This is a genomic window from Bacillus sp. FSL R9-9530 (assembly GCF_038008145.1).
Taxonomy (GTDB): Bacteria; Bacillota; Bacilli; order Bacillales; family Bacillaceae_G; genus Bacillus_A; species Bacillus_A mycoides.
Genome location: NZ_JBBOYO010000001.1, coordinates 936,247 through 958,813 on the forward strand (window position 1 = coordinate 936,247; position 22,567 = coordinate 958,813).

The following is a 22,567-nucleotide window of genomic DNA, read 5'->3' on the forward strand; positions in this document are numbered from 1 at the left end:
GGTCATTGGAAAATCCAACGATAAAAAAAGAGGGGGAAGGCATTTTTTATTGAAGTTTGTTAATGATAGCTTTTTAACTTGAGAGGGGGATCGTAAAATAGATTATTAATCTCTTTGATAATTTTTATTTTCCTTATAGTTGGCATACTGTATTAGAAATTTTTAATTTTGAAAGGAGAATCAATAATTATGGGTAAGAAAAGAAGAATAAGCAATAAGTTATTACTTGTCAGTGCAATTTGTACAATAACAATTCCCTCAGTCTCATATGCGGAGGAAGTAATTTCACCTGAAAATTTTACGAGTTCTTCAAGTTTGTATGAGGGACGGAATACGGAAGTATTGAAAACAAGCTTATATCCTGATACATATAATTATCTGTTTAACCACCAATTTATTTCGAAATTAAAGGAAGCAAACACAACTATAAAAAAAGTAGACAATAGTGATGATGAAAATCCTATTATATCTACTACTCTTTCATTTATTCGCCATATGAATAGTGAAGAATATAAATCTGCATTTGATTTAACCTCAAGGTCATTACAGAAAATAATATCCAAAGAATGGTTGAAGAGCTATTGGGAGGGACTGCCAGTTCAATTACAAGCAGGTTCTTTTATAGAAATTGGAGAGGTTACACAAAAAGAGACAAATCCTGTTCATACAAATGTGGAGATTCAATTAGTTTTTGAACAAATGACTGTACCTTTACTAATAAAACTAGATCCATCTGGAAAAATAGACGATTTTCAACTCAGCATGTCGTTTAGTCCTGTTGCAGAGCGTCCATCATATAGTAAGCCTGAATCATTTGTTGATAAAGAAGTAGTAGTTGGAAGTGGTGCATTTCCATTACCAGGAACATTGTCTGTTCCAAAAGGAAAGGGTCCTTTCCCAGCGGTTATTCTTGTTCAAGGATCTGGAGCAACTGATCAGGATGAAACAGCGTTTGCTTTAAAACCATTTCGCGATTTAGCTGAAGGTCTTGCATCGAAGGGAATTGCTGTCCTTCGCTATAATAAACGAACATATGAACATGGGTTGAAAACACAATTCAGTCCCTTTTATACAGTTGATAAAGAGACAACAGATGATGCTCTTCTTGTAACTCAATTTCTTAAAAATGAGCCTCTAATAGATAAGAATCAAATTTATATTCTGGGTCATAGTCAAGGTGGAATGATGCTTCCGAAAATGATTGAAAAAGACCAAAATCAAAATATTGCTGGGGCAATTGTAATGGGAGGGCCAGCTCGTACGATCCAAGACGTTGTTTTAGATCAATTTGAGTACCTTTTTTCTATTGGAGCAATGAACCTAGAGGAATATAAATTCTACAAATCGCAATTTGAATTATTAAATGATCCCAATTTCTCTAGTCAGAATCCCCCAAAAGATTTTTACTTAGGATCAGCAGTATTTTGGGATTCTATCCGGAAAATTAAAGCAGCAGAAATGTCAAAAGAACAAAAGACACCGCTTCTTATTATTCAAGGAGAAAGAGACTATCAAGTTCAATCAAAAATCGAAATTCCTCTTTGGAAAGAACAATTAAAAGAACGAGATAACGTTGATTATCGACTATATCCAAAGTTAAATCATTTCTTTACAGAGGGTGATGGGGAAATAAGTAAGCCGGATGAATATTATAGTCCTGCTAATATACCTGAGTATGTTATAAATGATATTGCTGCTTGGGTGCAAGGAAGATCGCAATTAAATTAGCAACCATATGTTTTAATAAAGACTTTCTTTCTGTAATCAAAATAGAAACATTTTTATTAGGTTATATGTTTTTTAAAAGCACTCTTTGAAAAGGAGTGTTTTTATATTTTCCTTTGATTTAATTAACGAAAAAAATATCTTGTACTCCTTTTTAACTTTTTCTAAATAGAAACTTTCTATAAAATAAGGGGCTTGCCTTCCAAATAAATTGTTATTTGTAACACTGTTATCAAAGCAAAGTGCTCGTGACATTTCTTTGATATTCAAAAACATTAATAACCTATTGTATGAAGTTTTTTGAAAATTTAGGTTTAACATCTTTAAAATAGGTGTATTACATATTACATAACAACTAAATAAAAAAATAAAAAATCTAAAGGAGGAAAAATACAATGCATAAGAATGAAAGAAAACCGGTGGTTCATGAATATGAAAATGAACAGGAAGTAGTTATGAAAGTAAAAGAGCTAGAATTGCAAGGGATTCGCCAAGATGACATTTACGTCTTAACACATGAAAAACATCTAACAAAAAAGATTGCGGATGATACAAACACAAATACGATTGGAGTAAAAGAACAAGGATTAGGAACAAGTATTATCAACTTTTTCTCCAAAAAAGGGGACGAACTCCGAAATCAAATGGAGGAAATGGGGTTGTCGAAGGAGGAAGCTAATTTATATGAAGAAAAACTAGATCAAGGGAGAATTTTACTTCTAGTAACAGCTGAAACACCAACGGCGAGTGATAGGCATCTGCAAAACTATCATTCTCTCTAATAGATTGCAACATCTGATAAATAGATAAGTTAATTATTTTAGGTTGTAGCATGGAAGAAAATAAAAGTAGAGAAGGGTGAGAAAAATGAAACATACAATATTTAAATATGCTGTGATTGGGATTACGACCGGAGTCGTGGTCTCCTTATTAAAAAAAGAAAATCGGAAAGCTATACAAACAACAGGAAAAAGCATAAAAGACAAACTACAAGAAGGAAACATAAAGGAAACATTAGAGAAGGTAACTGAGACAAGTAAACAATTCTCTGTAACTGCAGCTAATGTTGCAAAACAAACATTACCACAACTGCTTACAGCCACACCGGTTGTCATTTCTACTATTAAAGATTTAACAGAAAACGAAAATGACAAAAAGAAAAAAGATGAAAAGGATTACGAAATAAATCAAAATAGTAAGGACATAGACGGGGAAAAAAAGAAAAATGAAAAGAAATATATGAAAGAAGGGAAAGAAGAGAGTGCTTAGATTTAATTCTAAAAAGAGAAAGTGAGGAAAAAAGTATGAAATCTCTGTATGCAATTGATGTAGGAATTGGCTTTACTAAGCGAGCATATCGACAGGATGTAGATTCTGAGGTGACGATTAAGAGTGAAGTTTCCACACTAGCCCCTGTACCTAATCATGCTGAAAGTGAAGATTTAACAAAGGTAAGTTTTATAGACTTAGACTTTGCATACTACATGGGAAATGAAGCACATCAATCTGGCGCTTCATTTCTTCCTCCATTTGACGAAGAAATAGAAAATTATTATGAAAGCGAACGGTTTAAACAACAAATATTTGGTTGCATTGCAAAGGATTATAAAGAAAATGTCGTGTTACCTTTAGTTGTTACCGGGCTTCCCGTTACTTGTTTTGGTAGTCAGCATGAGCAATTACAAAATGTATTAAAAAAAGAAACTTCCGTGCAAATTGATGGGAAATTTATTAATATTACGGTGGAAAATGCTTTGATTCTTCAGCAACCGGTCGCTTTACATGCCTATTTCTTAAAAGAGGGGATCATTCAGGAACGAGATCGTATCTTAATTATTGATGGTGGATTTCGTACATTAGAAATGACAGATATGAAACAGAATGTCATTTTAAATCATTATGAGACGGAACTAGGATGTAGCAAGCCTTTGAAAAATATTAAGAATATCCTGCAGAATCATGCGGGTGAAAGTAATCAATTGCATATTAACGAAATCCCAAAAATATTAGAAAAAGGATATGGAGGTCGAGAAGAAAATCATCAGACAAGTCAGGTTAATACTTTGATTCAAAAAGAGTTGGATGCACACTTCCAAGACGTTATGCGTGTATTACAAGAACAATTTAAGTTAGACCAGTATGATACTATTATTTGGACAGGAGGAATAGTAGATATCCACAAAAAACGAATTGAAAAAATACAAGGTGAAATTTCTTCTTTCCGTATGGTAGACGCTTCGAAAGAGGCTGCACTTCATGGATACTACATTATTGGAAGTCAAGTATTTGACGACATCACCAATCAATCTGCATATGAATCTAAATTATAATAACGACCGAAATGGAGTTCGTTGAATAGACGTGCCAAATTATGTAGCTTCTTTTCCACATATAATAAATTCTTTATAAGAAAAGATAAAAAGTGCTTGTATAGAGTAAATGTTTAAAATTGAGAATAAAAATAGCTAATATATAGGGGGTCTTCCTTTTAACAGAATAAGACCTCCTATGCCATTTATTTTGTAATTTAGTTGATCTAAAAACTTTTCCTCCAAGACATGAATACTACATACAAATTTCATATTACGGATATTATTCGATTAAACATAAAACTATTCAGAAAGGAAGAATAATATGGAGTGCATAAAAATGCCGAAATGGAGTTGGTATCATGTGAAAACTAGTGAGCTTGAAAAACTTTCTTCTATAATCCCTCGTGATGTAACATCTTATTTCTCTCAATTTGTAAAGAAAATAAGTTCTCCTTGTGAAAATGGATTATATGTTTATACGTTATCACCAAGTCAAACTTGTGTATGTGGTTCGTTTTTATATGATCAAGATAAAAAGGACGCCAAAATTCAAAACTTTCTTCATTATTTCGTAGCTCATGGAATACTGATAACGGTCCAGGAAAAAGAGGAAGAGGATTTCCAAAAATTAATACATAATTTCCCTATGGGTACAAAAAATTGTAATAGTTCCGCTGAAGGATTATGTGCTATCTTATCAATGTTTATATCTCACTATTTGCGAGAGGTTGACTATTTTGAAAATAATTTCAGAAATGTATTATGGGATTTTTATCATCATAATAACATAGCAGTTTTAGAAAAAATTTATCATATTCGTCATGAATTATTTATGAACACACATGTGTTTCGCTTAATACAAGAAGTGTTACAAGGCTTGGAGGAAGCTTGGTTAGAAAATATAACAAAAATTCTTTGTTATAAACAAACACACTTGAAATTAGAGCGTGGATTACAACTTGTTAAAGAGTACCAAGAAGAATTAGACACGATGATTCATTTACAAGAAGTTGTTTCTTCTCACCGTGGGAATGAAATTATGAAAGCTCTTACTGTATTAACTGCTGTGAGTACGCCTTTGACAGCCTTAGGAGCATTATGGGGTATGAATTTTAAATACATGCCTGAACTAGAATGGAAATATAGCTATTTAATCGCTCTCTTATTTATCATTTTCACAACAGGGGGTATGTATTTGTATATGCGAGTCAAAGGATGGACAGGTGATTTATTACGAGTAAAGAAAAAGAAATCTTTTTTTAAATCTAATTAATCCTGTTTTTAAAAAATATGATAGATATTAACCTAGAAATATGGTTATTAATATTTATTAATGGGGGTAGTACCATATCCCCATTAAGTTAAAGTTTTGATGTCCCCACAATGATAAAAATGGTGAATATTTATATGAAAGATTAGAGTTCTCCTTCTTGTAGGAGGGCTCTAATCTTTGTTTAAAAACTATATCATACACATGGGCAGACTCATTATCTGAAATTTGTCCGGATTCAATTTAGAATAGGACAAAAGAGAACTTGCGTTAGAAAACAAGCTCTCTTTAAAAGAAATAACGTAATTGAGATACTTATATATTAACAATTGTTTTCTTCTAATTCCATATGTCTTATGTTGAGAAATAAATTATAAGTGGCTTGATAAAGATAAAATGAATTATTGACATAATATTTTGACGATAATATAATGAATCTCGAATTCAAGATAACTTGTAAAGGATTGGTAATTACGAGCGTGATTAACGATGAGAGCTTATCTTTAAAGTTATTTGTTATATTATCAAGGGGATTACAGTCAATCACTAAACGTATTGAAAAGGATATAAAATTTATGGACTTAATCCAACTGAATTTGCAGTGCTTGAGCTACTATACAGTAAAGGCGATCAGCCTATAAAAAATTGGAGACAAAATATTACTTGCAAGTAGTAGTATCACGTATGTAGTGGATAGGTGGGAAAAGAAGAGGTGAAAACTATGTCCTAAAGACCGCCGTGTCACGTATGTGTCAATTACTTCAGAAGGTATTGAATTGATGGATACTATTTTTCCTCAGCATAAAGAGGATGTTTGGGAAATATTTGATAGTTTGGACTATATTGAGAAAAATGATAATTAAACAGTTGAAAAAGTTAGGATGTTACACACAGAAATTGTAAGTTTTTAGAGGTTATTTCTGTTTAGTAATATCCTAATTAAATATAAATTAAATAAATAGGAGGAAATTTGTTGTAATACAAAATAAAGAAATTATGTAATTGCAATTAGTATAGTAGGAAATAAAGTTGTTATGTTAACGTATACATATTGTCCTTTTCATTATAAATCTTTCATAAAGCGGAGAGTGGGTATCAAGAATGGAATTACGTCATTTAGAGTATTTTATTCAAGTTTGTAATAATAATAGTTTTACTAAAGCTGCGGAAGTTCTAGGTATTTCACAGCCGACTTTAAGTCAACAAATCCGTGTGTTAGAAGGTGAACTTGATACACCCTTGTTTCATCGAGTTGGAAGAGGTATCAAAATGACAGAAGCGGGTAAGCTGCTATTTGATAAAGGAAAATTTATCATGCAACAATTTGATGACGTTTATAATGAAATTTTTGAATTAAAGGGTGTAAAAAGAGGTGTAATTACTATAGGAGGTTTATTAGAGGATCTTACCTATTTAACACCTTATATTATGAAGTTTCAACAACATTATCCTAACATCGTAGTAAAAATTATAGAATCCGAAGTTGCTGTAAATCAAATCGTTGATAAAAATATTGATATAGGCATCACGCGTAGTGCTCAAATTCCAGACACATTAACAAGCACCCTTTTGTATAGCGAAGAGCTTGTCCTTGTCATTCCAAAAAATCATCCTTTGAATGAAACATCATTTGTTTCTTTTCGAGAATTAGTAGGGCTGAGTAGAATAATGGTTTCATGTAGTTGTCGTGAATCTATTAAAATATATTGTGAGAGTTTAGGGTTATCTTTATCTGAAGCAAATATAGAAACAAAATCTTCTATTTCTCTATTGAGCCTTGTATATAATGGACATGGGGTTGCCATAATACCTCTTTCACTGGTTGACTTTGTTAATAATGATAATTTGAGCATAGTTCGTATTATTGATCCAACACCAAGTCAAGATATTAATCTTATTCACTTTGATGATAAATTTTTAAGTTTTGCAGCACGTATCTTTATGCAGAAGTTACATGAGCCTGAAAAAGTATCAGTATAATAGAAACAATAATGATTATAGTGTGAGAATTAAAAATGATACATAATTCTTGGGATAAGACCTATATTAAAGTCAAAGGGCAGTGGATTTATATGTGTGGTGTATTCGATTTAAATGGGAATACCATTGACTTTTACTTAAGGGAAAAAGGACAAACTTTGTAAGGAAAGAAGTCTGTCAAAAAACAAATCAAGTTAATCAATCAACTATTCGGTCTTATTGCATAGTAATAGATTTCGTTAGGGATATACTGCTGTTTCGAATCTACATAGAGCCCATATTACCATTATGATCTTAATACCAATACTTATTTGGATCCGTCTTCGGCTCCAAACCCTTATTGTAGAAAGAAAACCACCGGCATTATACCGGTGGTTTTGACTTAGAAAGCAAAGCAAGTACAACCAATACCCCATTTAGTTCCATCTTTTCCTATTACAGTATGAGTGTGTTGGTGGAGAGGGTTACTGCAACTATGTAACTTGTGATCATGGGCATCGTGAGAAAGTATAGTGTGGGCTAGGTTAGTACCACCATAACCATAAACTCCCGTCGGTGACCAATCAGGTGATGCTGGCGGCAATTCAGGTGATAAATTTTTAAATTCATCATTTCCATAAACAACCTGCCCACCCATAATGGTGAGTAATGATTCAAGGTCTTTAATTTCTTCTTCTGGCACAGTAAAGTAGTCAGCAGACAATACAGCAATATCAGCAAACTGACCTACTGCAAGGGTTCCCTTTTTACCTTCATCACCAGAGAACCACGCACTTCCTTTTGAATATAATTCCAGGGCTATTTTTCTATCAAGTTTATTTTTTTCATCGTATATTGAAAGCCCACCAATGGTTTTTCCGGCAACCATCCAGTAAAGAGCGACCCAAGGGTTATAGCTGGAAACCCTAGTTGCATCACTACCGGCGCCAACAGGTATACCTAGGTCTAACATACGATAAATTGGAGGAGTACGCTTTGCAGCTTCCTTTCCGTATAAATCAACAAAGTATTCACCTTGAAAAGCCATGCGGTCTTGGATGGCAATACCACCATTTAAAGCTTTAACACGTTCCATACTACGTTCTGAGATTGTTTCTGCATGGTCAAACCACCATCGTAGACTATTAAAAGGAATTTCTTTGTTGACTTCCTCAAATACATTTAAGAATCGTGTGATTGACTCGTCATAAGTTGCATGTAAACGGAATGGCCAACGGTTTTCCACCAATAGAGAAATTACTTTCTTTAAGTCAGCTTCCATCATCGTAGCTAGTTCGGGTCGTGGCATTTGAAATTTTTCAAAATCGGCTGCCGAGAATACTAACATTTCTCCGGCACCATTCATTTTATACTTATCAGTTCCTTGACCTGGAGAAACAATTTTTGCCCATGAAGCAAAGTCTTCATATTCATGATTAGGATTTTGCGTAAATAGATTATAAGCAATACGTAAAGTTAATTGTTCCTTCTCGGCTAAATGTTCAACAACTTTGTAGTCATCAGGATAATTTTGGAAACCACCACCTGCGTCAATGGCACTTGTAATGCCTAATCTATTTAATTCGCGCATAAAATGGCGAGTTGAGTTAATCTGGTCGTCAACATTAAGTATTGGAGCTTTACCCAAACTTGAATAAAGAATAGAAGCGTTAGGATTCGCAATTAAAAGGCCCGTTGGATTACCTCGTTTATCCCGCTCAATTAAACAACCTGGAGGGTCTGGGGTATCTTTTGTGTATCCCAGTGCACGCAGCCCTGCACGATTTACAAGTGCTCTATCGTAAAGATGTAGCACAAAGACAGGTGTATCTTCAGAAACAGCATTAATCTCTTCCAAAGTTGGCAGCCGTCTCTCTTTAAATTGAAATTCAGACCAACCTCCAACTACTCTTACCCACTGAGGAGCAGGTGTACGCCTCGCCTGCTCTTTGAGCATTTCGAGAGCAATGGCAATTGAAGGTACACCTTCCCATCGTAATTCCATATTATAATGAAGACCGCCACGAATAACGTGTATATGAGAGTCATTCAGGCCTGGAATAGCTCTTTTTCTTTTAAGGTCTATTTTTTTTGTTTTTTCTGTGGCACTATCAAGAAGTTCATCTCCACCTACTGCAGTTATTAAACCATCAGTTATGGCGATAGCAGATACCTCAGGTTGAGAGGGATTAAGGGTAGTAATTTTTCCGTTATATAAGATCATATCCGGTAAATTCATATTCACACCTCGTCTACTTCCTATTATTTTGTAACCATGGATGAAATAATTTACCGAAAATCGGCATAACTACCCATGATAGCAAGGACACTATACATACAGAAACAAAAAAAGCGGACATAATAGGATTCATATGTTTTATAATAGGTCCTATCAATTTAGGAACTAACATGCTAAGAGGCCATACACCCAGAAGGGTAACGATAGACATTTTCCATTTTGGTGGTGGAACTGGCGTTTTCGGAGTAACAAACCAATAAGCCAAACTGCTTTCAGTTTTGTAAGTTGGATTAGTAACTTGAAATTGTTCTGCCGTTTTTAACAAATCTCGGCGAACATCTGATTCTTGCCAAGCACGTAGATGCTCATACGTATCAAAGCGAAAAATAACAGTATACTCTCTGAATTCGTTATTTGGGACTATTAGATTTACACCTAAATGCCCTGGGAATTTAGTAGCGGCAGCTTCGATTTCATGTCTCCATCTTTCAAACTGTTTTTCTTTACCTTGTTGAATTTCCCATGTAACAATCGTTGTTACTGGATCAGCAGCATCCATCGTGTAAGTCTCTTCGACTGCTACTCCTTCTTGTTTCATATTTTCCTGCTTGGAAGCGCGCCATGCACCATAGTATATGCGTATTCTACACCTTGACCATAAGCACCAGTGTGTTCTTTTACAATCTCCATTACAGCATCATAAGTGTCTTTGTGTGCCCAGTCACGTTGGTATTCAAGTAAAACTTGAATTGCTGTCACTGGAATTGCACCAGCTTGTTCTACACGACGCATAGCAGCGTTATGTGCTGTCAAACTAGTACCACCTGAAGCATCATCAACTGCATACACCTCATAGCCAGCTTTAATTGCTTCAAGTACAGGGAATGCAAGGCAAACTTCAGTCCAAAGTGCTGCAAATATTAATTTCTTTCTACCTGTTGCTTTAACTGCTTCAACAAATTTTGAATCTTCCCAAGAGTTCATTGAACTGCGTTCTATAATTTCATGGTTTGGGAATATGTCAAGAATTTGTGGCCAAAAATAACCAGAAAAGCTGCGTGTCTCAACTGTAGTAAGAATAGTAGGTACGTTAAAAGTTTTTGCTGATTTAGCAAGTAGCATAACGTTATTAATCAATGTTTGTCTATCAATACTTGCAACTCCAAAAGTCATTTGAGGCTGAAAATCAATCAAAATTAAGGCGCTGTTCTCCGGATTTAATAATTCTAAATTACTCATAATAAAACACTCCTTTTTTTATTATTTAAAACCAATTTTTTTAAAATGATTTATTTTCTGTTAATTAAAGCTGTAATCGTAAAAATAAAAGCTTTGCTATGCTTTTAAATTTAAAATTTAGTGCTGATTTAATCAGCACTAAATCTATACTATCTACTTTAAAAAAGTGATTTAAAACTATTTCTTTGAAATACATTTATGCATTTTGTTTACTAAGATCTCGCTGAGCTCCCATATAGCTTCCAATTATATTTTGATAGCCTGGAAGATTACTAGCAAGCAAATTGCCAAAACCTTCGACATCGTTGCGCCAATCGCGTTGTAATTCGCAAGCTACGCTAAACCAGTTCATAAGTTGCACACCATTATGTGCCATACGCGTATTGGCAGCATCTGCAACTTGTTTACTGAAAGTTCCTGAAGCATCAGTAACAGCAAATACTTCATAGCCAGCTTTTATAGCGGAAAGTGCCGGGAAAGCAACACAAACGTCCGTAACTACGCCCGCGATGATAAGTTGCTTTTTTCCAGTTTCTTCGATTGCTTTTACAAAATCATCATTATCCCATGCGTTAATTTGTCCAGGTCGAGCTATTTTTTGTGCGTGAGGAAAGAGATCAACCAATTCTTGCATTAAAGGTCCATTAGGTCCGTTTTCAAAGCTAGTTGTTAAAATAACTGGTAAATCAAAAAACTTAGCAGTGTGAGCAAGAGCTAAAACATTGTTCTTAAATTCATCAACACCATAGTCACGTACTAGTCCGGACATAAGACCAGTTTGATGATCTACTAAAAGCACGACAGCATCATCTTTGTTAATACGAGAATAGAGATCAGTCATTATGTATTCCTCCTAAAAATTAAGTAATCGAAGAAATTTTAAACAGTGGAATATTATCCTAAATTTCTTCGTTTGTTACGATTAGTTTGTAACTAAACTGACCGTTAATATGAGTTATAGCAGCATTCACGGAACATGAAGCGCTATACAAATTTATAGTATTTGAAAACCAATTGGTTAATCAATTCTAAATTATCTATAATTTGTATAGGTCGTAACTATAGTTATTTTCACTATAAAATAGATTGATTTTACCTATACATTCTATAGATAGAACGATATTGATAGTCACCTATTTTTGTTATTAGAATTGAATATGAAGAATGTTTAGCAAATACTTCATGATGAAAAAGGTATGAGATGGGGAATTGTTCCATAAACAGAAGATAAAATCATTGGAACAATAGAGTTTCATGCTTAGCGTTCACAATATAAATGTGCATAAATAGGTTATGAGATTCATCGGGATTATTAAAGAAAAGGATATATATTAAAGGAGGTAGGAGAATGGCAAAAATTACTGTAGGAACCGAAAATCAAGCACCAATTGAGATATATTATGAGGATTATGGTATAGGGAAACCAGTTGTACTCATTCATGGTTGGCCGTTAAGTGGTCGATCTTGGGAATACCAAGTTCCCGCTCTTGTTGAGGCTGGATACAGAGTTATAACATATGATCGTCGAGGTTTTGGAAAATCATCTCAGCCGTGGGAAGGGTATGAATATGATACCTTTACTTCTGATTTACATCAACTATTAGAACAGTTAGAGCTTCAAAATGTCACACTCGTTGGTTTTTCTATGGGTGGAGGCGAGGTAGCCCGGTATATTGGGAAATATGGAACCAATAGAGTAGAGAAGGTTGTATTTGCAGGAGCTGTACCACCATTCCTTTACAAGTCAGCAGATCATCCTGAGGGTGTATTAGATGATGTAGCAATTCAAGAATTTGAAAATGGAGTAAAAAGTGATCGCCTAGCATTCCTTGATGAGTTTACGAAAGGATTTTTTGCTGCTGGAGACCGAACTGATTTAGTGAGTGAATCATTTCGACTTTACAATAGGGATATCGCTGCGGGTGCATCACCTAAAGGAACACTAGATTGTATCGCTGCTTTCAGCAAAACAGACTTCAGAGGCGATTTAGCTAAGGTTAATATACCTACCCTTGTTATTCATGGTGATTCAGATGCAACTGTACCATTTGAATATAGTGGGAAGTTAACACATGAAGCAATTCCTAATTCTAAAGTAGCGTTAATAAAGGGTGGTCCACATGGGCTAAATGCAACGCATGTCAAAGAATTTAATGAAGCACTCCTATTATTTTTAAAGGACTGATTACAACTATATAATTGTTAATTGATAAATTATAAACAAGTAAAAATAAAGCTTTATAAAAGATGCTCTTGGATAAATCCAGGAGCATCTTTTTAAATGCGGAGTAGTGCACCACCGTAATCTTCCATTACGAAATTTCTATTTATTTTTAAATTTTAATATTGAGATGTTATCTTGAAAAATACTCATTAATTTCGAATTGAATATTCTTCTTAACAGCAAAAATGTATTGATTAGAGTTTTTAGGTCTCTTAGGTGGATTGCTATATTACTATCAAGATAATATTTTGAATAATCCTCAAAACAAAGAAATACACATTTTTTGTTTTGTGTAGTGAAGTTTCTTAAGTTGATTTGGGGCCTTTATATCCTAATCCCAAAGTGTAGGCTACAGCCTACAAATAATCATCTCCCTCTTAAAATTGTCGTTTTACACCTTCACATTTTTGAGAAAGAAATATCTTGTCAGAAAACAATAAAATCTTATTAATTTTTATAATTGGTAGAATTTTTATGGAAATAATTCTCTTAATATATTAAAATAACAACGTATTATGTCAGATTTTAATTAGGGGAGAGAAATTTTATGTTGAAAAAAATTATTCCAGTTGCTTTAGCATTAAGTACAGTTACTTTTACTAGTGTATTTGCTGTGCCTTCAGCCCAAGCAAGTACAGAACCAAACCGCTACATAGATGTGCAAATGCTCGGTATTAACGATTTTCATGGGCAGGTAGACACTGTAAAAAAAATTAACAATAAAGATGCAGGGGGAATTGAGTACTTAGGGGCTTATTTACGTGATCGTGAAAAACAAAATCCGAATACATTAAAGGTACATGCTGGCGATGTTGTTGGAGCAAGTACTCCTGTTTCAGCATTATTACAAGACGAACCTACGATTGAATTTCTAAATGATTTGAAATTCGATGTTGGGACTATAGGAAATCATGAATTTGATGAAGGTGTTGCGGAAATGAACCGCCTTATTTATGGTGGATACCATGAGAAAACAGGGAATTTTAAAGGAGCAAAATTCCCATATGTTGCTGCAAATTTCTATAATAAATCCACCGGTCGTTTATTTTTACCACCATTCACTATAAAAAAGGTACAAGGAGTTCCTGTTGGATTTATCGGAGTCGTAACAACGGATGTTCCTAACCTTGTTATGCCTACTATGCTAAAGAATGTAGAAATTACAGATGAAGTTGAAGCTATTAACAAATCCGTAAAGCAATTAAAAAAACTAGGCGTTAAATCTATCGTTGTTCTTGCGCATAACGGAGGTACAACAGATGGGAACGGCGTAACAAATGGTGATATCGTCCGATTAGCAAATGAGACTGATCCAGAAGTCGATGTTATTTTTGGTGGGCATAGCCATACCTATGTAAATGGAACTGTTAATAATAAACTTGTCGTACAAGCAAATTCTTATGGTATGGCTTTTGCTGATGTTGATGTAAAGATTGATCGTAAGACACAAGATATTGTTGAGAAAAAAGCAGAAATTGTTACAACTTACCATGAAGGCATGGAGCCTGATAAAAAAATAAAGAAGAAGATGGAGAAATATCAAGCAAAAATCGCACCTCTTGTTAATGAAGTTGTAGGTAAGTCTATTGCTCCACTAAATCGTAAACTAAATATGTCTGGGGAATCTACTCTCGGAAATTTAGTTGCTGATGCCCAGCGTGCAACAATGCAATCCCAAATTGCTCTTATGAATCCTGGTGGTATTCGTAATGACTTAGATGCTGGTGATATTACATGGGGAGAGATATATGGTATTCAACCATTCGGAAATCAATTAATAAAAGTAAATTTAACAGGCCAAGACATTCGTGATATTTTAAATCAACAATGGCAAAAAGACATAACAAGAATGCTTCAAATTTCAGGGATCCAATACACTTGGGATGCGAACAAGCCTAATGGAGAAAAAGTAACAAGTATCCGCTTAACAGATGGAGAAGAAATTATTCCTTCTAAAACTTACAGCGTAGTTGCGAATGCATTTCTAGCTTCAGGTGGAGATGGATTTGTATCCTTTAAAAACGGTAAAGATGCTGAAACAGGACCAACTGATTTTGAAGCATTAGTAGATTATATAAAAAAATCAAAAGAACCAATTCAGTCTATTATTGATGGAAGAATTCAAAAAAAAAATTAGGTTTTTATTAATCTCAAAAACAAATAGATTACCTGTGCGCTATACTTTTTCGTGTGCAGGTAATCTATTTTTTGTGGGTTTGAAATAAAGTCTTACCGTGGCCAATGGATATACCATCTAGATGCAGAGTGCGGGGTTTATCATTCGTTATCCAAAGGAAAAGGAAAATATAACTGGTTATGCGTATGAGCCTTAGCGTATTCGCTGTGTAGGAGATATTGCAAAAAATATATAAGGAAAAATTAACTTTAGAGGAATATATGAGGTAAGAAAGCCAAAGTGAATTGGAAATCTGTATTTTTGTTTAGGGAATAGTATTTTATAAAATAGTAGGGTACTTTATTTTAATAGATTCAAAAACTGCCTATCTAAAAATTTGATAGGCAGTTTTTTTCTTTTGGGCACAAAGTGAAATAATTTTATTATGTTCGCACATGTAGAAAATGTAATGTGTAAATATATCCGAAACACCAATCATTGCCCCTCATTATTAGCGATAGGATAGCTACTTAAGGACAAAAAAGAATGGGCTAACTTTTTTGCAAAATGTAATGGGGGCTCTACCGATTGGATATGAATGTACATAATTAAGGGATTCATGTACAGCCAGTGATTATGTAAAGCACTAACAATAATTCCTTGTTGCACAATGGATCTCATAAATGCAGGAATCTCTTCTTGTAGAACAGCGATTTCGCCTAAATTTAATGCATCACCATTTTGATCCAACGATTCAAAACTTACTCCGACGGGTACTACATAGGTACTTGGTTTTCCTTGTACAAGCACTCTAAAATCGCGGTGAAAAGACACCGAACAACCAACTTGACTTATTTTACTTTTCCCTTTAAGTATTGTAGCAAATTGTTCACAAATGAAATTAAAGTTGTGCATAAATTCAATTCCTTTCTCGTAAAAAATTATGTAATTAGAGATTCGATTAGGGGAAATTGCTGTCTCTCTTAAAGAAGGGAAACACAGATAAACAATCTTTCTTGAAAAAGATTAATGTATCCGATTTATTAAATTTATGATTCATGATAGTCCGTTCGAGATATTGTTATAAAAAATAGATAAAGTATGCAATTATACGCTTTTAGTTTATGTAGGTTAGATAAATATGTGTCTAAATTTGAATGATAAAACTAGAAAAACAACGTTGAGAAAATAACCAATAATATTTTATTTTCTATAAAAAAGCACTACTAAATAGTATTCTTTTTCGAAATAAGTCTTTCTTATATAAGTATATTCCTAATATGAAAATATTTATTTAAATACAGGACTTTTTTGAATACTAAAGAATGGGTTCTAAAATACGGTGCTTATTCACGAAGAATTCAGTTGTTTCTCCTTTTATCTATTTACATTTTCAGTATAGAAAAAACCTCTTATGAATATTGAGGGAAATTCCTTAAGTGTTTTTTAGGTTTTTTAAAGTAAGGTTATTTTAACCAAAATTTTCATGAAAATACCTTTCAAAAGAACGTTAGTTCGTATATAATGAGAACAAGTGTTCTTTTGTTAGGAGTGATAACCTTGTATGATTATTCTCTTTTACCGAATCGTATTATTTTATGTGTAGATCTTCGTAGCTTTTATGCAAGCGTATCATGTATTAAAAAAGGACTTGATCCACGATATACAAAATTGGCTGTCGTAGGAGATGTAAACCGTAGTGGATCAATCGTATTAGCGGCAACACCGCCATTAAAAGCGTTAGGAATTAAGAAAATGGCACGGTTGTATGAAATACCGAAGCGGCCAGATATTATTATTGTGAATCCCATTATGCATACGTATATGAAGTGTTCAACTTACATAACAGGCTTAGCTTTACAGTATGTTGCGCCGGAAGATTTTCACCAATATAGTATTGATGAGTTTTTTATGGATATGACTGCAAGTATTCATTTGTTTGCGAGTAATCCGTGCGAGTTTGCTTTAAAGTTCAAGCGAGAAATATATGAACGTACACGGATCGAAAGTACGATTGGTATCGGACCGAATTTATTATTGAGTAAAGTAGCGATGGATGTGGAAGCGAAAAAGAATAAAGATGGAATAGCGTATTGGACATATGACGATATACCCGAGAAGTTATGGAGTATTAGACCACTCAGTAAATTTTGGGGTATATCGTATAAAACGGAAATGAAGCTGAATCGAAAAGGTATACATACAATTGGAGAACTAGCAGAGTATCCATTGAAATATTTAAAGCAATCTTTTGGTGTAATAGGAGAAGAATTACACTTGCATAGTAACGGGATTGATTTTAGCAGAATAGCAGAGAAATATGTTCCAGCGACAACATCTATAGCGAAAAGCCAAATATTATATCGTGATTATTCGATAGAAGAATTCGTCGTTATTTTATTAGAGCATGTAGAAGAAGTTTGTTACAGATTGAGACGAGAAAAGAAATACGCGCAAACGATTCATTTTTCAGTTGGGTATAGTAGGGAATACGGAGGAGGAATAAAAAAAGCACATACGTTAAACAGAGCAACAAATTTAACGATGGATATTTACAACGTTTGTACATATTTTTTATACGAACGGCATACAGGAGAGCCGATTCGCTCGATAAGTCTTTCCTTAACAAATTTAATACATGAAGGAGAAGAGCAAATTTCGCTTTTCGATAACATTATACAAAGAGAAAAAGAAATGAGATTAACGAAGGTTATGGACGAAATTCGAACACGATTTGGTAAGAACAGTATTTTACGTGGGGTTTCTTACACAAGCGTCGCAACAGCAAGATATAGAAACACATTATTAGGAGGGCACAAATCGTGAAGAATGCTAATATGCCAAAAGGAAGAGGAATGGTAAAGTGGCAACCGTTTGCTAGTATGCCAGAACAGTTCGTCTGTATTGTGATTTGAACCATAACTTTGCCATTTTGGCAAGGTTATGGTTCTTTTTGTTTGCGGCAAAGATATGCTTCCTCTATACAAATAGATACATCCACTATCCCTAACAGCAAGAAATATCTATTTCAACAGTTATTATTTGTTAGCAGACTTAATTTACGCTCATTTGTTTCAATAAAGAGTGAATCGTATCATCAAGACAGGTATATTAAAAAGGCTATTTCATTAATGAAATAGCCTTTTTAATAAAACATCTGTCAGGATAACTCTTTTGAATCAGTCGTATGTTAAATAAACCAACTAGTTAAAAATAGGTGTTCAATATATACGGATTGAATCCTAGAATATATTTATTCCTTCACTTATTCTCGCTTATCTCTTTATTCAACATTTCTATCAGCTGCATTGGAATGCTAAAATGATTTTGTGCGAGATGAAATTCGGTTAGCTCCTCTTTTTCACTTGATTTTAACTCGCGTACTTCGTGATGAAGAGCTTCCATTTTCAAATCTAATTCGGTCGCAACTATAGCGGCTTCTTTTAATTCTGACGTGAGTCTTTCAGGAACTGTATTGTTATATTTATAGTAGATTTTGTGTTCCAAACTTGCCCAAAAGTCCATGGCAATCGTCCTGATTTGTATCTCTACATAAACTCTTTCTTCTCTGTCTGACATATATACTGGTACTTTCACGATTAAGTGTAGGCTTTGATAACCGTTTGATTTTGGCTCTTTTATATAATCCTTACATTCAATAACCTCAATATCCTTTTGATTGCAAAGCATCTTACTCAGACGGTAAATATCCGATCTAAATGAACACGTAATTCGAATACCTGCAATATCTTTCACTTGATCCTTTATTACTAGAAAAGATAAATCGATGTTTTTTCTTAATACTTTATTAAAAATACCTTCGGGAGATTTTAATCGTGAAGTTGTATGTTCGATTGGATTGTAATCGTGAATATGCTGAAACTCCTCTTTTAAAATATTTATTTTCGTATTCATTTCATCCAAAGCAAATTTATAGGCCAGCATAAACCTTCTCAATTCCGCTTTTATTGCATTCAATTTATTTATCTGGATGGGTTTATTCATAGTTATATTCATTCCTTTCGTTCACGGCACAAAACGGAAGGGGGTTCGTTCGCTTTGTGCGTTTTTTTATATTCCTAAATTACAGAGATACCAGAAAACTATAAATCATGTGGAGGTGAGTGGTCGCCCTGTTGCAGGATGATCACATAGTTATATGAGTAGATTACTTTCCTATGCACAAATAAATCGCTTAGAGCACTGCAGATTTATCTTTGATAAACAACTCGTTTGTAGCTGGGCAATCAGCCTCTGCTGACTATCTCAGTACATCATACAAAGGAGTCTCGGTATGGCTTTAAAAAGGAAACTTTCTGAACTGGAACCTGTGATTGAGGGGCACCTAGCTTTGTATAAAAAATCCGCCGCGCATCTAGTAAACCGTGAAATCACAATAAAACAAGTTGCTAAAGATTTTAGACTTTCTCCACTCTTTCGTAGCTTGAAGCTTACATACTAACAATTATCTTTATCTCAAATACGTGAGATTATGCTATTAATAGGGTAAAGCCGAGATACGTGTAAAGACAGGTCATATTCTTACTTTTATTTCTAATTTATTCATTCCTGTTCGGTAATCATAGCCAAGATTTGAATGGGCAAATCTTGGGGTTTGTGTAGCGATGGAAGCAAATCCCGCAATAAGCATTTTAAACGGACTATAATAAAAAGCGGACATTTAGTTGGTTGTACGACTTAGATTAATTAATAAAAAGAAAAGGAAACCATATATAAATTATTAATATCCCCGTTACAATATTGGTTTGAATAGATACATCGATATTCCCAAATAATAAAAATTGTTTACTACGGTTCTAAATAATATTAAATCATCATTAGTGAGTGATTACTCACTTTTTTAGTTGACTTGCTAAGTCTCTTTTTTTTATAATGACATTAGTGAGTGATTACTCACTTTTTTTGAAGGGGGAATAGAATTGTCAAATCCAATTTTCGATACAATACTTGCTCAAGGTCTCATAAAAGGTAAGACAGAAAAGCAGCAAAGGATTATTGAGACAGCAATTAAATTGTTTGCTGAGAAGGGTTATGCTAATACATCGACAGCAGAAATAGCAAAAGTTGCAGGCGTATCCGAAGGAACAATTTTTAAGCATTATGGAAAGAAAGACCAATTATTACTTTCTGTTATTTTACCGTTTATAGATGACTTTTTCCCTGCAATGGCAAAGGACGTAGTAAGTGAGATATTGCCAGAACAGCCAATATCTTTCGAGCAATTTTTACGAAACTTAATAAAGAATAGGGCTGCTGTTATCACGGAAAATAAAGAAGTATTTCAGGTTATTGTTAAAGAAGTTATCTATAAGGAAGAATTGAAAAAAGAATTAAAGCCTTACTTTATAAAACATGTTCCGGTGATATTTATAAATATTGTGGAAAAATTTCAAAAGAGCGGAGAGCTAATTGATCTCCCTACTGACCGGATCTTAAAGCTATTATTTACTTTACTGGGAGGATTTTTTGTTTCTCGCTTTGTATTCATGGAAAATTACATTATTAGTGAAGAGGAAATTGAGGATGTCGTTCAATTTGTTATGAATGGCATAAAAAATAAGCAAGCTGTGGAATAGACGAGTAGACCGAAGTGTTAGCACAGAAATGAAATTAAACATGAAGGGAGCTATTCATATGGCTGTCATACAGATTGATAATTTAACAAAAGATTATGGTCATAATCGTGGCGTATTCGATGTTTCGTTTAAAGTAGAAAAAGGTGAAGTGTATGGCTTTTTAGGACCGAATGGAGCCGGGAAGACAACGACAATTCGACATATTATGGGCTTTTCTCGCCCTCAAGTCGGAAAAATCTCTGTAAATGGAATGAGCAGTTGGGAAAAAGCAAGCGAAATTCAAAAGGATCTTGGTTACTTACCAGGTGAGGTAGCTTTACCTGAGTCGCTGACAGGAACAGAGTTTATTGCGATGATGGCACAATTGCGTGGAATCAAAGATATGACATATACCAATTATTTAATAGGAAAATTTGAGTTAGAGCCATCCGGTAGTTTGAAACGTATGTCGCTTGGTATGAAACGAAAACTAGCGATTGTCACCGCTTTTATGCATGATCCAGCAGTACTAATTCTTGATGAACCAACGAGTGCTCTCGATCCGATTATGCAAAAGGTTTTTATTGAATTTATTAAAGAGGAAAAAGAAAAAGGAAAAACGATATTGCTTTCAAGTCATATTTTCAATGAAATTGACGCTACATGCGACAAAATTTCTATTATTAAGGACGGAAGATTAATATCTACTTTTGTTGCAGATGAATTGCGCCACAATGAGGAGAAAACGTTTAAAGTGGAATTCAGTTCAAAAGAAGTGTTCGAACGTTTTAAAATTGAGGTATCTTCTCATAAAAAAATAAATGTACTTTCTCTCAGACCTCATGAAAATCAGGCAGAACTTCGAGTGAATGATGCAGATATAAACGATTTTATCGCTTTCATAAGTGATTATGATTTGAATTTTTATTCTGAAATCAAGTTTACGCTTGAAGATTATTTTATGAAATTCTATGATCGTAACGCTAAAAATGAGGGAGGAGGCGAACGAAGTGCCATTAATTGAGATAAAAAATATGACAAAAGATTATGGAGAAGGGCGAGGTATTTTTGATGTAAGCCTTTCAATCGAAAAAGGTGAAGTTTTTGGTTTTGTCGGTACGAATGGTGCAGGTAAAACTACAACACTTCGTCATATGATGGGATTTTTAAAGCCGCAAAGTGGGAGTGCAACGATTAACGGATTGGATTGTTGGAAAGATTCAGCTGAAATAAAAAAAATGATTGGTTACATTCCAGGAGAAATTGCATTTCCAGATGCGCCAACAGGAACAGAATTTTTGAAAAGGCAGGCCGAACTATTAGGGCTGAAAGATATGTCTTATGCGGAATCAATTATTAAAAAGCTCCAACTAGATCCTACTGCTAATTTAAAAAGAATGTCAAAGGGCATGAAACAAAAAACGGCTATTGTTGCTGCCTTGATGGCTAATCCTGATATCTTGATTTTTGATGAACCGACAACAGGCCTAGATCCTCTTATGAGAGCGGAATTTATGGACATTTTGGATGAACAAAAGAAAAAAGGAAAGACAATTCTCATGTCGAGTCATATGTTTGACGAAGTCGAACATACTTGTGATAAAGTTGCGCTCATAAAAGACGGGAAGATTATTGCTGTTAAATCGACAAAAGAGATTAAGTACAATCAGGAAAAGGTGTATAAAATCGAGTTTAACTCACATGAGGATTATAAGCTGTTTTTAGCAGAGGCATTTGATTTTGCGGATAAACGTGAACATCAAAACCAAGTAATTGTAAATGTGAATGATCGTCAAATTAATACGCTACTAAAAACGTTAAAAGGCTACAATATTAAGTTCATTACGGAAATTAAGTATACACTTGAACAATATTTCAATAGCCAATATTAAAAGGAGGAAAAATCA

Annotated in this window: 18 protein-coding genes and 5 pseudogenes; 16 read left to right on the top strand and 7 right to left on the bottom strand. The window is 33.9% G+C overall.

Annotated elements, in window-relative coordinates; all coding sequences use genetic code 11:
* The first annotated feature begins 189 nt into the window (after window positions 1-189).
* Window positions 190-1,728: an alpha/beta hydrolase gene (locus tag MKX66_RS04515; protein WP_341085634.1), complete on the top strand. Its 1,539-nt coding sequence runs from the start codon at window positions 190-192 to the stop codon at window positions 1,726-1,728.
* A 118-nt stretch (window positions 1,729-1,846) separates the two neighbouring features.
* Here MKX66_RS04515 and MKX66_RS04520 read toward each other — a convergent pair.
* Window positions 1,847-2,001 (bottom strand): annotated as a pseudogene (locus MKX66_RS04520) (acyl dehydratase).
* Between the two features lie 119 nt (window positions 2,002-2,120).
* Here MKX66_RS04520 and MKX66_RS04525 point away from each other — a divergent pair.
* The 7 genes and pseudogenes from MKX66_RS04525 to MKX66_RS04555 form a co-directional block, all read left to right on the top strand.
* Window positions 2,121-2,507, top strand: a complete 387-nt coding sequence (locus MKX66_RS04525; protein ID WP_097808043.1) for a general stress protein — start codon at window positions 2,121-2,123, stop codon at window positions 2,505-2,507.
* A gap of 85 nt (window positions 2,508-2,592) precedes the next feature.
* Window positions 2,593-2,994 (top strand): peptidase U61, encoded by a 402-nt coding sequence (locus MKX66_RS04530; protein WP_097808044.1) that lies wholly within the window; start codon window positions 2,593-2,595, stop codon window positions 2,992-2,994.
* A 35-nt stretch (window positions 2,995-3,029) separates the two neighbouring features.
* Entirely contained in the window at window positions 3,030-4,055 is a 1,026-nt protein-coding gene (locus tag MKX66_RS04535; protein ID WP_341085635.1) for a ParM/StbA family protein, read from the top strand.
* Window positions 4,056-4,359: 304 nt separating this feature from the next.
* Entirely contained in the window at window positions 4,360-5,310 is a 951-nt protein-coding gene (locus MKX66_RS04540; RefSeq protein ID WP_341085637.1) for a magnesium transporter CorA family protein, read from the top strand.
* Window positions 5,311-5,738: 428 nt separating this feature from the next.
* Window positions 5,739-6,210: pseudogene (locus MKX66_RS04545) on the top strand (MarR family winged helix-turn-helix transcriptional regulator).
* 198 nt (window positions 6,211-6,408) lie between these two features.
* On the top strand, window positions 6,409-7,287 hold the full coding sequence (locus MKX66_RS04550; protein WP_097808049.1) for a LysR family transcriptional regulator: 879 nt from the start codon (window positions 6,409-6,411) through the stop codon (window positions 7,285-7,287).
* Window positions 7,288-7,316: 29 nt separating this feature from the next.
* Window positions 7,317-7,427, top strand: a pseudogene (locus MKX66_RS04555) (IS6 family transposase); the annotation flags it as partial.
* Window positions 7,428-7,669: 242 nt separating this feature from the next.
* Here MKX66_RS04555 and MKX66_RS04560 read toward each other — a convergent pair.
* From MKX66_RS04560 to ycaC, 4 genes are all read right to left on the bottom strand, one after another.
* The gene (locus tag MKX66_RS04560; RefSeq protein ID WP_341085640.1) at window positions 7,670-9,505 is read right to left on the bottom strand and encodes an amidohydrolase; all 1,836 of its coding nucleotides are present in this window, start codon (window positions 9,503-9,505) and stop codon (window positions 7,670-7,672) included.
* A 13-nt stretch (window positions 9,506-9,518) separates the two neighbouring features.
* Complete coding sequence (locus tag MKX66_RS04565; RefSeq protein WP_097808052.1) at window positions 9,519-10,103, bottom strand: antibiotic biosynthesis monooxygenase; 585 nt, start codon at window positions 10,101-10,103, stop codon at window positions 9,519-9,521.
* Window positions 10,100-10,744, bottom strand: a complete 645-nt coding sequence (locus MKX66_RS04570) for a hydrolase (protein WP_097808053.1) — start codon at window positions 10,742-10,744, stop codon at window positions 10,100-10,102. Before MKX66_RS04570 ends, MKX66_RS04565 begins: the two co-directional genes overlap by 4 nt.
* Window positions 10,745-10,940: 196 nt before the next feature.
* Entirely contained in the window at window positions 10,941-11,585 is a 645-nt protein-coding gene (gene ycaC, locus MKX66_RS04575; RefSeq protein WP_000131220.1) for an isochorismate family cysteine hydrolase YcaC, read from the bottom strand.
* Between the two features lie 507 nt (window positions 11,586-12,092).
* Between ycaC and MKX66_RS04580 the strand changes: the two genes are divergently transcribed.
* The 3 genes and pseudogenes from MKX66_RS04580 to MKX66_RS04590 form a co-directional block, all read left to right on the top strand.
* Entirely contained in the window at window positions 12,093-12,929 is an 837-nt protein-coding gene (locus MKX66_RS04580; protein ID WP_341085642.1) for an alpha/beta fold hydrolase, read from the top strand.
* A gap of 586 nt (window positions 12,930-13,515) precedes the next feature.
* Window positions 13,516-15,105, top strand: coding sequence for a bifunctional metallophosphatase/5'-nucleotidase (locus MKX66_RS04585; protein WP_341085644.1), 1,590 nt, complete (start codon window positions 13,516-13,518; stop codon window positions 15,103-15,105).
* A 130-nt stretch (window positions 15,106-15,235) separates the two neighbouring features.
* A pseudogene (locus MKX66_RS04590) lies at window positions 15,236-15,374 on the top strand (M15 family metallopeptidase); the annotation flags it as partial.
* 205 nt (window positions 15,375-15,579) lie between these two features.
* Here MKX66_RS04590 and MKX66_RS04595 read toward each other — a convergent pair.
* On the bottom strand, window positions 15,580-15,999 hold the full coding sequence (locus tag MKX66_RS04595) for a DUF1259 domain-containing protein (protein ID WP_341085646.1): 420 nt from the start codon (window positions 15,997-15,999) through the stop codon (window positions 15,580-15,582).
* Between the two features lie 645 nt (window positions 16,000-16,644).
* Here MKX66_RS04595 and MKX66_RS04600 point away from each other — a divergent pair.
* Together MKX66_RS04600 and MKX66_RS04605 are read left to right on the top strand one after the other, a co-directional pair.
* Entirely contained in the window at window positions 16,645-17,910 is a 1,266-nt protein-coding gene (locus MKX66_RS04600) for a Y-family DNA polymerase (RefSeq protein ID WP_341085648.1), read from the top strand.
* Window positions 17,907-17,990, top strand: a pseudogene (locus MKX66_RS04605) (YolD-like family protein); the annotation flags it as partial. The gene MKX66_RS04600 and the pseudogene MKX66_RS04605, both read left to right, overlap by 4 nt.
* A gap of 355 nt (window positions 17,991-18,345) precedes the next feature.
* Here the strand turns inward: MKX66_RS04605 and MKX66_RS04610 are convergent.
* Entirely contained in the window at window positions 18,346-19,029 is a 684-nt protein-coding gene (locus MKX66_RS04610) for a GTP pyrophosphokinase (RefSeq protein WP_341087605.1), read from the bottom strand.
* Window positions 19,030-20,024: 995 nt separating this feature from the next.
* On the opposite strand from MKX66_RS04610, the gene MKX66_RS04615 reads away from it, so the two are divergent.
* From MKX66_RS04615 to MKX66_RS04625, 3 genes are read left to right on the top strand one after another with little or no spacing between them, the layout of a single operon-like run.
* The gene (locus tag MKX66_RS04615; RefSeq protein WP_002084678.1) at window positions 20,025-20,681 is read left to right on the top strand and encodes a TetR/AcrR family transcriptional regulator; all 657 of its coding nucleotides are present in this window, start codon (window positions 20,025-20,027) and stop codon (window positions 20,679-20,681) included.
* A gap of 58 nt (window positions 20,682-20,739) precedes the next feature.
* The gene (locus MKX66_RS04620; protein WP_341085650.1) at window positions 20,740-21,684 is read left to right on the top strand and encodes an ABC transporter ATP-binding protein; all 945 of its coding nucleotides are present in this window, start codon (window positions 20,740-20,742) and stop codon (window positions 21,682-21,684) included.
* Complete coding sequence (locus MKX66_RS04625; protein ID WP_002084680.1) at window positions 21,671-22,552, top strand: ABC transporter ATP-binding protein; 882 nt, start codon at window positions 21,671-21,673, stop codon at window positions 22,550-22,552. The genes MKX66_RS04620 and MKX66_RS04625 overlap by 14 nt, the downstream gene beginning before the upstream one ends.
* Window positions 22,553-22,567: the final 15 nt, after the last annotated feature.